A 13,779-nucleotide genomic window follows, 5' to 3' on the forward strand; every position below is an offset into this window, starting at 1 on the left:
CGGGGTCAGTTGTAATTGCTCCGTCGCCTTCCTATACTTTGGTTATAACAACCACAGCCCAGATTGGAGCAGCCGACCCATGCAAATTCTCTCTTGCGCCGTGTGCGCCCTGGCCCTGATCAGCACCCTGCATGCGGCGGAGGCCGCGCCCATCGCGCTGGACCCTGCTACGGAAGCGCGCTGTCTGGAGGTGCTTCGTGAAGGACTGGCCTCGTCGGAGTTCTGGCCCTCGATGCATGCGGCGGAGGGGCTCACGCTGGGCGGCCATGGCGCAGACGTGACGGCGGCCCTCACGCCCCTGCTGGCCACCGAGACGGACGGCCAGAAGCGCTGCGGATTGGCCCGAGAACTGGTGCGGGCGGGTGACCGGAGCAAAACGTCGATCCTGCTGGGTCTGTTGGCGGAAGCCGATCCCTATGCCCATGTCCATGCGGCCGAGAGCCTGTTCAAGGTGAATCAGATTGGCGACGGCACGCTGCTGCGCGCGGCGCTGGCCTATCGGGCGAATGCGTCCAAGTCGATGATGGCGGCGGCGGCCCTGTCGCGCTGGGGCAATGCGGAGGCGTTGGCTTATCTTCGAGAAGTGGTGCAATCTGAGGACCCCGATGTGGCGAAGATTGCGGCGTGGGTGTTGGGCTTCGTGGGCGATCAGTCCGACGTGGCCGTGTTGAAGGCGGGTGTGGCGCGCTTCGATGATCCGGATGCGAAGTCTTTTTTTGTCCATGCGCTCGCGGGCCTGCAGGATCCCGAGGGGCTGGCGGCGCTGAAAGCGAACCTGGCGAGTGAAGAGGTGGGCGTTCGCACGATGGCGGCGAATTTCGCGGGTGAGAGCGGCCTGGTGGACGCGCGGGAGGCCCTGATCGGGCTGCTGTCGGATGAGACCCTCGATGTGCGCGTGCGCGCGGCCCAGTCTCTGCTCATGCTGGCGAAGCCCGCTACGAAGCCGGTGGGTGTGATTACGAACGATCCTTATCCCGCGACGGCGGCCAACCCGCGTTACAGCGAAGGCGATGTCACGGTGTTGAACGACGGGCGCTATCTGTATGCGACAACGGAGTTCATCGGCGACACGAGCGATTTTGCAAAGGCCCATCTGGTGGGGAAAATATCATCGGACGGCGGCCAGACCTGGGGCGAGCCGAAGGTGCTCCAGGAAAACGTGGGCGGATTCAACGTCATGTCCCTCACCTTTCAGGCGCTGAACGACAGCGAACTGGGGATGTTCTACCTCATTGCGAATTCCATGACGGATCTGAATGTGTTCCTGCGGCGCTCTACGGATGGCGGCCTGACCTTTGGCGAGCCCATGCAGGTAACCAATATTCCCGGTTACCACGTGATGAACAATGATCGGGTAATCCGCCTGAAGAGCGGCCGCCTGCTCGCGCCCGTGGCCAGCACGGCCGACGCGGAGAAGGTGGATCACTACGTGTGCCGCACCTTTATCTCGGACGACGCCGGGGCTACCTGGCGTGCGGGTACGGGCACGGTGGACTACGCCAAGCGCGGCGCAATGGAGCCCGAAGTGCTGGAGATGAACGACGGGCGCGTGCTCATGATCGTCCGCACCCAACTGGGTCACATCGCGGCGGCCTGGTCGGAGGACGGTGGCGACACATGGAGTGCGGCGTCGGACTGGGGCGTGCGCGCCCCGGAGGCACCGTCGACGGTGCGGCGGATTCCGTCCACGGGCGATCTGATGCTGGTATGGAACGATGCCTACGTGGAGGGTGAGGGCCACGGTGGCAAGCGCAGTCCGCTTACGGTGGCGATCTCGAAGGACGAAGGAAAGACCTGGGAGCACAAGAAAAACATCGAAACGGGTGCGGGTGCACCCGGCGCGCCCTTCATGAATGGCTTCTCTTACATCAGCGCAACCTTCGACAGTGGCCGGGTGCTGCTGACCTACTACGTGGCCGAAGAAGGGTCGGATAAGATCTCGTCGCGCTTCCGGTCCATCCCGATCGCGTGGCTGTATGAGTGACCAATGGGACGTACCGCCGCAGAGGTGCCCCGCTCGCCGTCGGTTGTCTTTACTATGTAAAGTTCGCCAGATTAACGGTGGGGGTCTTGAGCGCGGCGGCATGTCCCCGTGGAGAATGTGTCGCGTCCGGGAGCTTGCGCTCGCCCCAACGTGGGATTCGCGAAGTGTCCGAGTCGTCACGTTCATCCAAAGCAAGACCATGGGTGCCACCCGTACGCGGAGGAGCGCAGCGGGGGAGCTTACGGGTGATAGGACACTGCTTTTGTTCGAGGTCCAAGGTATTTTGCACCGCGCTCCAGTCAATCCAGTGTGCGGCATCGTCCACCGCGAACACACACCCGTAAACTTGGTCGCCACGGCTCCCGCGTGTACGGGTGGCACCCGTGGTCTACTTTTGCACCAGCAAGGGACAATTCCAACGCTGGTAGTAGGTTTAGCGAAATGCTGACCGCTGACACCATAGCCGCCATCGCGGAAGAAGTCATCGCTCAGGCGCGCCACGTGATCGCGCAGTTCGGGCCCCGCGCGCCGGGGAGTGCGGGGGAGCGAAAGGCCCAGGCGTACGTGGCGGAATGCCTGGCCGCCGCGGAGGCCGATGAGGTGTGCTGCGAAGATTTTGGCGTGGCGTCGCACGCTTTCATGCGCTTTCAGACGGTCACAGGCTGGCTGTTGATAATCGCTTTTCTCTCGTACTGGTTATCGCCGTTGCCCGCATTGGTATTAAGCCTTACGGGCTTTGTGGTGACGTGGTTTCAGTTTGTACGCTACCGGCTGTTGCTCGATCCCCTCTACCCCACCACCGCTTCAATGAATGTATTTGCGCGGTGGAAATCGTCGAAGGAGACGAAGCGGCGTATAATCCTCAATGGCCATATGGACGCGGCTTACGAGTGGCGCTATCACTATCGCTGGCCCAAGGCCTTTCCCTGGCTCGTGCGCTATGGACTACTCGGGCTGCCGCTGATGGTGCTGATGGATCTTGCCGCCGTCGTACTGGTCTTCGTGGCCCCCCACGCCGCCGCCCTGACGTATCTCGGACTTGCGCAGGTGCTGCTGTTGCCGGGCTTTGTGTTGTCGCTCTTTTTCACGGATTTTAATACGACGGTTCCGGGTGCCAACGACAATCTCTCGGGCGTGTTTATCGCGCTCGGCGTGGCGAAGGCCCTGTGCGCGCCGGGACAGCGCCTCGCGCATACCGAGATTGCCTGCCTGATTACGGGATCGGAGGAGGCGGGGCTGCGGGGTGCGCAGGCGTGGGCCGCGCGCCATGCCGGGGAACTGGCGGACTGCGAGACGGTAATCCTCACGCTGGACACGCTGCGCGATCTGGAGCATCTGGTGGTGTATGACCGTGACCTCAACGGCACGGTGCGCAATGATGCGGCTTTCAGTGCGCTGGTGCAGTCTGCGGGGAAGGCCTGCGGCCACGATATTCCGCTCGCATCGATTCCGCTGGGTTCCACGGACGCGGCGGCCTTCACGCAGGCGGGCCTGCGGGCGACGGCGCTCTGTGCGATGGATCCGGCCCCGGCGGATTTCTATCATACGCGCCGGGATAATGTGGAGGCGATGGACGCGGGGTGTATCGCGGCGGCGATCGCGGTGGTGGCGGAGACGGTCCGGCAATTCGACGATGGAAAAACTGATTGTTGAGCACGAACGTTTCACCACGAAGGCCACGAAGCGCACGAAGAAAAAAGAGAGAAAGAAGCCTTACATGCCTGAGTTTTCCTCTACAATCCAAGCGATACTCGATTGAACTTGCTTCCCTGTTATCTTGGCGTCTTCGCGCCTTCGCGTGCAATAGATCGGGAAGAATTCCAACCGTGACTGTGCGACCGCCGATGTCCAATCGCGCCGCCACCACCCTTCCCCCTTCGTGCTCTTCGTGCCTTCGTGGTGAATAGAGACTTTCCGCAATTTGTGGTCAGAACATCGTGGATGCGACGCGCGGCCATTCAGGAAAAGTCACAACTGGACTGGCATTCCGGCGAATCTCAGGTATAATTCCGGCATTCTGGATGCATGGCATCCCAACCTGGCGGGCGTGGCAGCGCCCGATCTTAGAAAGGCAGCAGCAGTGGTTGATCCTTCGAAAATTGTGCAGGTGGGTATGGGTTTCTGGGCGTCAAAGACGCTTCTGGTGGCGGTGAAGCTGGGGTTGTTTACCGAGTTGGCGCAGGGGCCGCGGAGCGGCGCGGCAATCAAGGATCGGCTGGGCCTGCACGAACGCGCGCTGTATGATTTCCTGGATGCGCTGGTGGCGCTGGGCTTTCTGGAACGCACTGGAATTCTTGACGACGCGATCTATTCCAATGCCCCGGATGTCGATCTGTTCCTGGACAAGAACAAGCCAAGCTACATGGGTGGCATCCTGGAGATGATGGACAGCCGGAGCTACGACCTCTGGAGCCGCCTGGAGGACGGGCTTAGGTCGGGTTTACTGCAGAACGAGGCGCGGCTGACGGGTAAGGGAATTTTCGAGGCGATCTATTCCGATGATGCCCACTTGCGCGGTTTCCTGAACGCCATGAGCGGCATTCAGATGGGCAACTTCATCGCCTTTGCGGAGCGCTTCGATTTCTCGGGCCATTCGCGCCATTGCGATATCGGCGGCGCGGGCGGCCAGTTGGCGATCCAGGTGGCGCGACACAACCCCGATGTCCAGGGGGCGAGCTTTGATCTGCCAAAGGTGACGGAGGTGGCCGCAGAGAACATTGCCGCCGCCGGACTCTCGTCGCGGGTTCAGGCCCTGGCGGGCGACATGTTCAGCGATCCCTTCCCGAACGCGGATATTATCACCATGGGGTCCATTCTGCACGACTGGAATCTGGAGCAGAAGCGGTTGCTCGTGAGAAAGGCCTTCGAGGCCCTGCCGGACGGCGGCGCCTTTGCCGTGATCGAGACGATCATCGACGACGAGCGCCGCAGCAATGTGTTTGGTCTGCTCATGTCCGTCAACATGTTGCTGGAGACCACGGGCGGCTTCGACTATTCTGCGGCCGACTTCAAAGGCTGGGCGCTGGAAGCGGGCTTCAAGCGTGTGGAGGTGATGCCGCTGACCGGGCCGTCGTCTGCGGTGATTGCGTATAAGTAGGGACGGGCTCTTCTGGCGTGTCCGAACCTCTTCGTTTATCCCCTGGGACAGGCCCGCGCGTTGACGTGGGCCTGTCCCGGTTGGGCGTGCCTTTTGAATTCGGGACTTTGTACCGAATCGGTTTTCCGGTCGCGGGTCCGTCCCCCGGGCGTTTGTTGTCCTGTATGCGGGGTATGGCTTAGCATGATGGGCTGTGGAAACCAATGGACTATCACGGGAGTGTGTCATGAAGAAGACGGTTGCAGGTACCTTGCTGGCGCTCGCGGTTGTTCCCGCATTTGCTGCGGAGCTTCCTCTGGATAAGATTAAGTTGCCCCAGGGCTTTTCCATCAGCGTGTATGCCGACGACGTGCCGGGCGCCCGTTCCATGGCGCTGGGCGACAAGGGCACGGTATTTGTTGGTTCTCAGCGCGCGGGGAATGTGTATGCGGTTTCGGATACGGATGGCGACCACAAGGCGGACAGCACGGTGGTGGTTGCGGAGGAACTCTGGTGGCCCAATGGCGTGGCCTTCAAGGATGGCACGCTGTATGTGGCGGAGATCGGCCGGATCGTGAAGTTTGAGAATATCGAAAACTCGCTGGACGCGCCGCCGGAGCCGGTGGTGGTGATCGACACGCTGCCGCAGGAGCAGATGCACGGCTGGAAGTATCTGAACATCGGCCCGGACGGCAAGCTTTACTTCAATATCGGAATGCCCTGCAACGATTGCGATGCGGCGAAAGAACAGAACAATCCTTTATTCGGAACGCTGCAGCGCATTAATACCGATGGCACGGGGCTTGAAACTTTCGCCCTGGGCGTGCGCAATTCGCTGGGCTTCGATTGGCATCCCGCGACGAAGGCGATGTACTTCAACGATACCGGTCGCGATTTGATGGGTGATGATGTTCCTCAGTGTGAATTGAACCGGGCGACGGAGCCGGGGCAGCACTTCGGTTATCCCTATTTCCATGGCGGGGACCTTCCCGATCCGGTCCATGGCGCGGGCAAGAATGCGGACGACTACGTGAAGCCGATCCAGCAGATGGGCGCGCATGTTACGCCGCTGGGCCTGAAGTTCTACACGGGCGAGCAGTTTCCGGCGGAATACAAGAACCGCATATTCACGGCGCTGCACGGTTCCTGGAACCGGTCGATCAAGGTGGGCTACAGCGTGAAGCAGATCACGCTGGATGACGCGGGCAACGTGGCGAAATATGAGGACTTTGCCACGGGCTGGCTGGATCGCCAGGAGGCCTGGGGACGTCCCGTGGACGTGCGGGTGATGCCGGACGGCGCGCTGCTGGTCTCCGATGACTTTGCGAATGTGATTTATCGGATTGCCTATACGGGCTGAGGGGCGGCGCGCGCTTTTCTCGATGGGACCGATGAGACCGATAGGACCGATCTGATCAATCGGTCCTGTATGTCCTATCCGTCCCATGCCACAAACGACATGGGCCGCCGGCATCCGCCGGCGGCCCACTGCGCTTCCGAAACCCCTTACGCCAGAAGCGGCAGTTTGTCGAAACGCTGATCGAGGACCTTTGCCGGGTCCGCGTGGAGCCAGTCTTCCAGCAGAGTGGTGTAGACCTGGCGGAAATCGGTGCTGTATTTCAGGTCGCCGCCGTCGAGGTCGCCCAGGTTCGGCGCGGCGCCGTGGATGCCGCCCTTCACGGACTTGCCCATGAGGAACATGGGCGCGGCGGTTCCGTGGTCCGTGCCGCCGCTGCCGTTCTCGTTCACGCGGCGGCCGAATTCGGAAAAGACCATGGTGGTCACGCGATCGGCGGTGCCGTCTTTTTCCAACTGATCCTGAAAGCGCGCCAGGGCGCCCGCAACGCCGCCGAGGAGCCGGTCATGGGTTGCAACCTGACCCGAGTGGGTGTCGAAACCACTGGTGGAGACGTAGTAGATGCGCGTGGCGAGGCCGCCGCGAATCAGGCCCGCCACGGCGTCGAGCTGGCTTGGCCCGGCGTTTCGTTTGCCCTTTTCGATCATCTGAATATTGCCCTTCTTCGCGGCGGCGCGCACCTCTTCCGAGCTGGTGACGGCGTTGGCGGTGGTGTGGCGCAGGAAATCGAGGGTGGGGTTATGGGCGGGCTTGCCGGCGTTCAGGGCCAGGAAAGCGGCCTCATTGTCCGCGCCCTTTCCGGGATTCCAGCCGAATTTGCCGGGGTCGGTGGTGGCCACGCCATAACCAAGGGCGCTGCCAAAGGCCTGGGGCCGTTCGGCATCCAGGGCGAGGCCCACCTGCGGCTGGGCGGCGCCGGCGCAGTTGTTGTCGAAGTAGCGCCCGATCCAGCCATCGCCGAGGTACTCGTCGGAGTCGCTGCCGGTGTGCCAGATTTCCATGGAGCGGAAGTGCGACCGGTCGGGGTTGGGATAACCCACGCCCTGGATCACGGCGAGCTCGCCGCGCTCGAAGAAGGGCATGACGGGCCGCATGGCGTCGTTGATTCCCGTCAGATCGTTCAGCTTGATGAGTCGTTCGGGCTTGAGACCGATCTGGGGCCGGGCGCGGTGGTAGAGGTCGTCTTCAAAGGGCACGATGGTGTTGAGGCCGTCATTGCCGCCACCCAACTGCACCACCACGAGGACGCGGTCGTCGTTGAATCCCTGGATCACCTGGGCGGGATCGGCGTAGGCGTCGGTCAGGAATTTCGGGGCCAGGCCGATGCCGGAAAAGACGGCCATCCCCTTCATGAAGTCGCGGCGTGAAATCGGCATTCTAGTTCTCCTCGGTCGCGGTTGCGCCGTATCATTTGAAATTCAATCTTCTCGTCCGTTGCACTGAAATCAGCGCCCCGTCTTCAGCAGAGCTGGTATTCGGCCATGCTCGTAATCAGGTGAAGCAGCTCTTTTCGCTTGTCATCCGTCAGGTTGTCGGGCGCAAAAGGGCTGTCCGGTGCGGCGACTCCCAGAACGCCCACCAGGGTGGACTGCTGTTCGGGGCTCAAGGGCGCGTCGAGCAGCTTGCCCGCCACGACGGTGACGCATTCGGTCGCGGTGGAAAAATTCAGGCCTTCGAACATGTCGTCCAGGGGATCGAAGGCCGGCGGCGCGTCGATACCAAGCTCCTGAAGGAGGGCCTTTCGTTCGGCGGGTTTACCTTCGCGCAGGATCTTCACCTTGGCCTGTCGCTCCTCCTTCGGGAGGCTCTTCAGCTTTTCCCGGACCTGTTCGCGGATGGCGGCGCGCGGATCGGGCTTTGGGGTTTCGGCCATGGCGGCTGGGGACATGGCCTCCGGGTCGCCTTCGCCCGCCAGCATCATGGTGCTTTCGCCGCCGCCCATCATCAACTGATTGTGGCCCTTGGTGGCGGCGCTGGCCAGGGTTGCGGGAAGGTTATAGCGCAGGAGGAGCGTGTTGGCGTTGATCCAGGCCCGGTTACCGTCCCAACCTTTCACATTGGGTGGATGGAGGATGTTCTGGCCCAGGGTCGCGGTGGCCTGAGCCATGGCGGTGGGCGGCACGGAATCGAGGCTGAGGTCGTGTGTCAGTTTGACCACGAGCTGGGCGGGGCTCTTAACCTGGGTGCCCATCACCCGGGGGCTGTAGAAGGCCTGGGAAAGGAAGAGCTGGCGGAGGACCGGTTTCAGCTCGAAGTTATTTGCGCGGAAGGTTTCGGCGAGGGTCTCGACCACGGCGGGGTCCACTTCCTCGGCGGCGAAGAACTTGTAGAGTTTCCCGCAGATGAAGGTGCCCAGGGCGGGCTGCTCGAAGATGATATTGATGATGTCCCAGCCGTCGAATTCGCCGGTGCGGCCCATGAAGGTCTTGGCGCCCGGATCGTGATTGGTGATGTTGAAGGCGAAGGAGACTCCGTCCGTGGACCAGCCGGTAAAGGCCCGGGCGGAGTTCTTGATATCGTCTTCGGTGTACTGGCCCTGGCCCAGGGTGAAGAGTTCCATGAGTTCCCGGGCCCAGTTTTCATTGGGCTGTTTTTTCGTGCTGCGGTCGTTGTCCAGATAGCGCAGCATGCAGCGGGACTGGCCCACCTCGGTGGTGAGGCGTTTAAAATTGCCGGTGGCGTGGGTGCGGAAGACTTCGTAGAGGGCGTAATTGACCTCGGAGGCCTTGACCTTCTGGGCGGAGGTGGCGAAGTGGCCGTGCCACATGAGGGCCATTTTTTCCTCCAGCGGCCGGGGGGAGGTCCGCATGCGCTGGAGCCACCAGCCCCGGAGTTTCTGAACGGCCTCCCGCTCTTCCCGCTGCATCTTCTGCTGGAGTTCGCGCCGTTCTTCCTCGCCGAGGGCTTTCCTCGCTTCGGCCCGCTCTTTGTTGCTCATGGGCGGCACGAGGAAGTCGGGCTCGGGAAATTCGAAAGGGATTGACTCGTAGTTCAGGAGGTAGTCGACGGCGGCGTCGGGGGTCATTTCGGAGAGGCGTACCGCCAGGGCGTGGGGAACGCCAAACCCGGCGCGGTTCAGCAGGTGTCGGGCTTTGGCAAGATCCCAGGATTCAGGTCCCAGGGGGGGCAGGCTGGCCATGATGTGCTCCTTTTTGGTGATTCAGCAGGGATTGATGTTAGCTGAAACACCGCCGGAGCGGGGAGGTTCCCTGGGTCCGCTCAGTGATCGAGAAAGAACGCGTTTATGAAAAGCCGCGCTTCCGCTATGGCGTTGTTTACCGCACGATGCCGAGGAGGGTATCGAGCATGCGGTCGGTGATGGTGATGACCCGGGCGGAGGCGTCGAAGGCCTTTTGAACCTGGATCATGGTGGTGACTTCTTCGTCGAGGTTGACGCCGGAGACTTCCTGGCGCCGTAGGTTGAGGTCGTTTATGACCGCGTTCTGCACGTCCCGGCGGTCCAGATTGGCGCCGGCGTCGATGCCGAGCTGTACCACGGTGGATTCGAAGTAGTCGCCGAGGGTTTCCGTGTCGTTGGTGAGCACGGGGGTATTGCGCAGGGCGGCGAGTTCGAGGGCGATGGTGTTATTGCCGGTTTCGAGGACGTTCAGGCTGTCGCCCGAACTCAGGAGCGCGGGGTCGTCGATGATGTGCTGGCTCACCCCGATGTTTCGGGCGTTGCTGCCGGTGAAGAGGCCGTTGAGCCCGAGGGCGGGCAGGAGGTTGGCGGTGTCATTGGCGAAGGTATAGGTAAAACCGGCGTCGGGCGTCACGGTGAGCACGCCGTTGGCGATGGAGGCGCTCATGTTCCCGGAGCTGTTGATGGCGGCGGCGATGTCGTTGAGGCTGGTTGTGCCCGCGGTAACCGGGACGGAAATGGTTTCGCTGATATTGTTCGCGCTGTCGTACACGACGATGTCGAAGGCGCCGTCATTGACGGTGAAGGGAAGTCCGGCGCTGTCCAGAGCGGCGGCGGCGCTGGTGACCGCGTTGGAAGCGGCCAGGGGCTGCCGGAGGTTGCTCAGACCGTTGCCACGGGAATGTATGGCGTTGACCTCTTCAATGAGCGCGGCGGCCAGCGTGTCGTTTCGATCGACCAGCTCGGCAAGGACGACATCGCGCTGTTCCAACGCGCCGGCGAGCTCGCCATCAATCACATTTACCTCGGTCCCGTTGTTGGCGAAGCGCACCCGCAGAAAATCGGGGCGGTCGGGGTCGATGGAGCCGTCGGGCACAGCCTCAATCTCTCGGGCGCGGTTGCCGATGACGAGTTCCTCGCCGGAGATTAACACATCCACCTGGCCGTCGGTCCGTTCGCGGTAATCGATATTGATGTACCCGGCGAGTTCATCGAGGAGGACATCGCGGTCGTCGCGGAGGTCGTTGGCGGTGCCGCCGGTGGCTTCGAGGGTCTTGATGGCGAAGTTCAGGTCCGCGATCTGCTGGGCCACGCCATTGATGGTGGGCACAAGGGCGCGCACGTCTTCATTGGCCGCGGTGCGGAGGTCTTCGAGGGCGGCGGCGTTCTGGCGCAGGGTTGAGGCGAGGGATTCCGCCTCGGTGATGGTGGCCACGCGGGTGGGAATGTCTTCCACGTTGTTGGCGAAGTCGTTCATCGCGTCGAAGAATTGATTTAGCTTGGCGGAGAAGCCGTCTTCACTTGGTTCCTGATAAAGGTCTTCGAGGCGGGAGTAGAAGCTGGTCTGAATCTCCGCATTCTGCTGGGTAGCGACCTGGTCCCGGTAGGAAATGTCCAGGAACGCGTCCCGGAGCCGGTTCACGCCGGAGATGAAGGGTCCCCGTCCGAGAAATCCGTAGGAGCGTTCCAGGGGGGCGCGGGTGGAAATATCGGCGCGCTGGCGGGAGAAGCCCACTTTATTGGCGGAGGCGATATTGTGGCCCGTGACATCAAGCTGGATCTGGGCGGTACTCAGGCCGCTTCGACCGATGTCCAAGGCGCTGAAGAGGGTGCCCACGGCGAACTCCGATCACTGGGTTGGTTGAAAAAGCTCATTCCCCTGCCTTAGAGCAAGGTGCGTTCCAATTATCGGCGGGAGTTGACAGGTACTTAATACGGGGGTATGGGGGCGGGTCGGCCCCGCATTTTGTGGGCCCGTGCGGCATTAACTACCGCCTGTAGGCAGGAATTGCCCACGGGCTTCCGGCAGTGAATTCCGCTAAAGCTCCCCTCGCGCTTTGCCGATAATCAGGGTAGTTCAGACAGTTGAAGCGACCGAGCCTGACCGAAAGCGGAAGGTCCGCACTACGGACAGGCCCGGAATAATGCAGCGACAACACCCAAAATGGAGCAGCAAGTCATGACCGGAATCACAGGCATCGGAAACTTGAATGAGCTGCAGGTTGCGCGGCCCATCAAGGGCGCCCGTAACCTGCCGGCCGCGGACGCTCCGTCCACTGACCAGGACGCCGTCAAGATCAGCGAAGCGGCCCAGCAGGCTGCGGAAGTGGCCCGTTACCTTCGCGAGTCCGCCAAGGACTCGGAAATTCGCCAGGAACGCGTTGAAGCCGCGAAGCAGAACTTGAGTGAAGGCCGCCAGCGGGTGGAGGAGGTTCTGACGGAACTGGCCTCGGCCCTGGTGAGCTATATCTAAGGCGACCGCCCATTCAAAGAATCAGGACGCACTCGGGATTCCGGGTGCGCTTTTTTTGTTGTTGGTGCGCGATACGCACCTGCACGTATCAAAGTGATTTGTAAGTTGGGAGCGCCGGCATCCCTGCCGGCAAGGTAGCGAGGGTAATTTGAGTGAATTCATGCTACTTTGTTTGAGCGAAAGCAACCTGAAGGGTTATTGCGCCTTTGGCGCAATGTGCCGACAGGGATGTCGGCGCTCCCAATGGTCGAATGCTTTTCTTTTGCACTTGGCGGGTTGCGCAGAGTGCGGGCAGCGCCTTTGGCGCTCCCAGCAAAAAAAGGGCCGCGGCGGTTGCCGCGGCCCTTTACTGTTGGAAGCGATCAGGCCTTCGCGGGGCCGGGTACGGGGACCGGGCCGACGGGGTAGGGCTTGCTGAAGTCGAGGACTTCGGGCACGATGCTCAGGGGCGAGTTCATGGCCTCTTCCCAGGTGACGGCCTTGCCGGTGTAGGCGGACATGCGGCCCATGACGGCGGTCAGCGTGCTTTCGGCGGTGCGCACGCCTTCGTTGATGTAGGGGGCTTCGCCACGGATCGCCTTGACGAGGTCGATGTGTTCCTGGACGTAGGGGTTCTCATCGTCCTTGCCCTTGTCGTGGCAATTGGTGACGCCTTTGGTGCCGACGAGGTGTTCGGACACGTCCTGGGTGCATTCGCTGTGCCAGTGGCGGGACATGCTGAGTACGTGGACGCCGTTGGCGTATTCATAGTCGCAGGAGAAGTGATCCCACAGATCGCCGTAGGTTTCGGGGTCTTCCAGGTGTTTCCACGCGCGGCCGCCGGAGGCGAAAACTTTGACGGGGGTGCCGAGGCCCCAGTTGATGATGTCGAGGTTGTGGATGTGCTGCTCCACGATGTTGTCGCCGCAGACCCAGCAGTGGGCGTACCAGTTGCGGATGCGGGTTTCGAGGTCGCTCCATTCGGGCTTGCGCTTGTGGGCGAAGGGCAGGGTGCCGCACCAGTAGGCGCGTCCGGAGAGGATTTCGCCGATGGCGCCGTCCTGGACCTGCTTCATGGTGTCCACATAGGATTTCTGGTGGCGGCGCTGGAGGCCGGTGACGAGGCAGAGTTTCTTTTCTTCGGCGAGCTTGGCGGCGGCGATGAACTGGCGGACGCCCGCGGGGTCAACCGCGATGGGCTTTTCGGTGAAGATGTGCTTGCCGGCGTTGACGGCGGCTTCGATGTGCTTGGGGCGGATGTAGGGGGTGGTGGCGTGGATGATCATGTCCACGTCGGTCTTGAGGAGTTCCAGGTAGGCGTCCGGGCCGACGAAGCACATTTCATCCGTGACGTCGACCTGGGAGCTTACCTGGGGGTTGGCGTGGCCGCTGAGGGTCTTGCGGGAGTTGTCCAGGCGATCCTGGAAGAGATCGGCCATGGCCACCAGTTTCATGTTCTTGTTGCCGGTGAGGTTGTCCACCGCCGCGCCCGTGCCGCGTCCGCCGCAGCCGATGAGGCCGATCTTGATGGTTTCGCCGTTGTTCTCCGCGATGCCGGTCTTGGCGGCAAGAATCGCGAAGCCCGCGGCGGCGCTGGTTTGGGCGAAATTTCTGCGGGACATGCCCGATGCAGGTTTCTCTGACATGAGGTCCTCTCCTTTGGTCTGACGTGTGGGGTTGTTTGGTGCGGTCAATGCACAGCGCTGACCAGCATAGCATATTTGCGGGGGAATTCAATCCGACGCATAGGACGGATTTGACCGATAGGACG

The 13,779-nt window shown here is 61.9% G+C and carries 9 protein-coding genes; 5 read left to right on the forward strand and 4 right to left on the reverse strand.

The window, feature by feature from the left end; genetic code table 11:
• Positions 1-79 precede the first annotated feature (79 nt).
• The 4 genes from JNK74_17105 (at position 80) to JNK74_17120 (ending at position 6,420) form a co-directional block, all read left to right on the forward strand.
• The gene (locus tag JNK74_17105) at positions 80-1,984 is read left to right on the forward strand and encodes an exo-alpha-sialidase (protein ID MBL7647904.1); all 1,905 of its coding nucleotides are present in this window, start codon (positions 80-82) and stop codon (positions 1,982-1,984) included.
• 441 nt (positions 1,985-2,425) lie between these two features.
• The gene (locus JNK74_17110) at positions 2,426-3,637 is read left to right on the forward strand and encodes a M20/M25/M40 family metallo-hydrolase (GenBank protein ID MBL7647905.1); all 1,212 of its coding nucleotides are present in this window, start codon (positions 2,426-2,428) and stop codon (positions 3,635-3,637) included.
• A 460-nt stretch (positions 3,638-4,097) separates the two neighbouring features.
• A complete protein-coding gene (locus JNK74_17115; protein MBL7647906.1) occupies positions 4,098-5,081 on the forward strand; it encodes a methyltransferase in 984 nt (327 codons plus the stop codon).
• Positions 5,082-5,307: 226 nt separating this feature from the next.
• Positions 5,308-6,420 (forward strand): PQQ-dependent sugar dehydrogenase, encoded by a 1,113-nt coding sequence (locus JNK74_17120; protein ID MBL7647907.1) that lies wholly within the window; start codon positions 5,308-5,310, stop codon positions 6,418-6,420.
• Positions 6,421-6,566: 146 nt separating this feature from the next.
• Here JNK74_17120 and JNK74_17125 read toward each other — a convergent pair whose 3' ends face one another.
• The 3 genes from JNK74_17125 to flgK form a co-directional block, all read right to left on the reverse strand.
• Complete coding sequence (locus JNK74_17125; GenBank protein ID MBL7647908.1) at positions 6,567-7,793, reverse strand: DUF1501 domain-containing protein; 1,227 nt, start codon at positions 7,791-7,793, stop codon at positions 6,567-6,569.
• A gap of 83 nt (positions 7,794-7,876) precedes the next feature.
• Positions 7,877-9,556, reverse strand: coding sequence for a DUF1800 domain-containing protein (locus tag JNK74_17130; GenBank protein MBL7647909.1), 1,680 nt, complete (start codon positions 9,554-9,556; stop codon positions 7,877-7,879).
• Positions 9,557-9,692: 136 nt separating this feature from the next.
• Entirely contained in the window at positions 9,693-11,393 is a 1,701-nt protein-coding gene (gene flgK, locus JNK74_17135; protein MBL7647910.1) for a flagellar hook-associated protein FlgK, read from the reverse strand.
• A gap of 342 nt (positions 11,394-11,735) precedes the next feature.
• Here flgK and JNK74_17140 point away from each other — a divergent pair, with 342 nt between their 5' ends.
• Positions 11,736-12,029 carry a flagellar biosynthesis anti-sigma factor FlgM gene (locus JNK74_17140; protein MBL7647911.1) on the forward strand — a complete coding sequence of 98 codons (294 nt, stop codon included), beginning with the start codon at positions 11,736-11,738 and terminating at the stop codon, positions 12,027-12,029.
• A gap of 362 nt (positions 12,030-12,391) precedes the next feature.
• On the opposite strand, the gene JNK74_17145 is transcribed toward JNK74_17140, so the two are convergent.
• Positions 12,392-13,654 carry a Gfo/Idh/MocA family oxidoreductase gene (locus JNK74_17145; GenBank protein MBL7647912.1) on the reverse strand — a complete coding sequence of 421 codons (1,263 nt, stop codon included), beginning with the start codon at positions 13,652-13,654 and terminating at the stop codon, positions 12,392-12,394.
• Between the last annotated feature and the right edge of the window lie 125 nt (positions 13,655-13,779).

The organism is Candidatus Hydrogenedentota bacterium (genome assembly GCA_016791475.1).
Classification (GTDB): domain Bacteria; phylum Hydrogenedentota; class Hydrogenedentia; order Hydrogenedentales; family JAEUWI01; genus JAEUWI01.

Bases quoted from the DNA above. Each gene is read 5' to 3' on its own strand.
- JNK74_17105 (MBL7647904.1), top strand. From the start codon at position 80: ATGCAAATTCTCTCTTGCGCCGTGTGCGCCCTGGCCCTGATCAGCACC.
- JNK74_17110 (MBL7647905.1), top strand. From the start codon at position 2,426: ATGCTGACCGCTGACACCATAGCCGCCATCGCGGAAGAAGTCATCGCT.
- JNK74_17115 (MBL7647906.1), top strand. From the start codon at position 4,098: ATGGGTTTCTGGGCGTCAAAGACGCTTCTGGTGGCGGTGAAGCTGGGG.
- JNK74_17120 (MBL7647907.1), top strand. From the start codon at position 5,308: ATGAAGAAGACGGTTGCAGGTACCTTGCTGGCGCTCGCGGTTGTTCCC.
- JNK74_17125 (MBL7647908.1), bottom strand. From the start codon at position 7,793: ATGCCGATTTCACGCCGCGACTTCATGAAGGGGATGGCCGTCTTTTCC.
- JNK74_17130 (MBL7647909.1), bottom strand. From the start codon at position 9,556: ATGGCCAGCCTGCCCCCCCTGGGACCTGAATCCTGGGATCTTGCCAAA.
- JNK74_17140 (MBL7647911.1), top strand. From the start codon at position 11,736: ATGACCGGAATCACAGGCATCGGAAACTTGAATGAGCTGCAGGTTGCG.
- JNK74_17145 (MBL7647912.1), bottom strand. From the start codon at position 13,654: ATGTCAGAGAAACCTGCATCGGGCATGTCCCGCAGAAATTTCGCCCAA.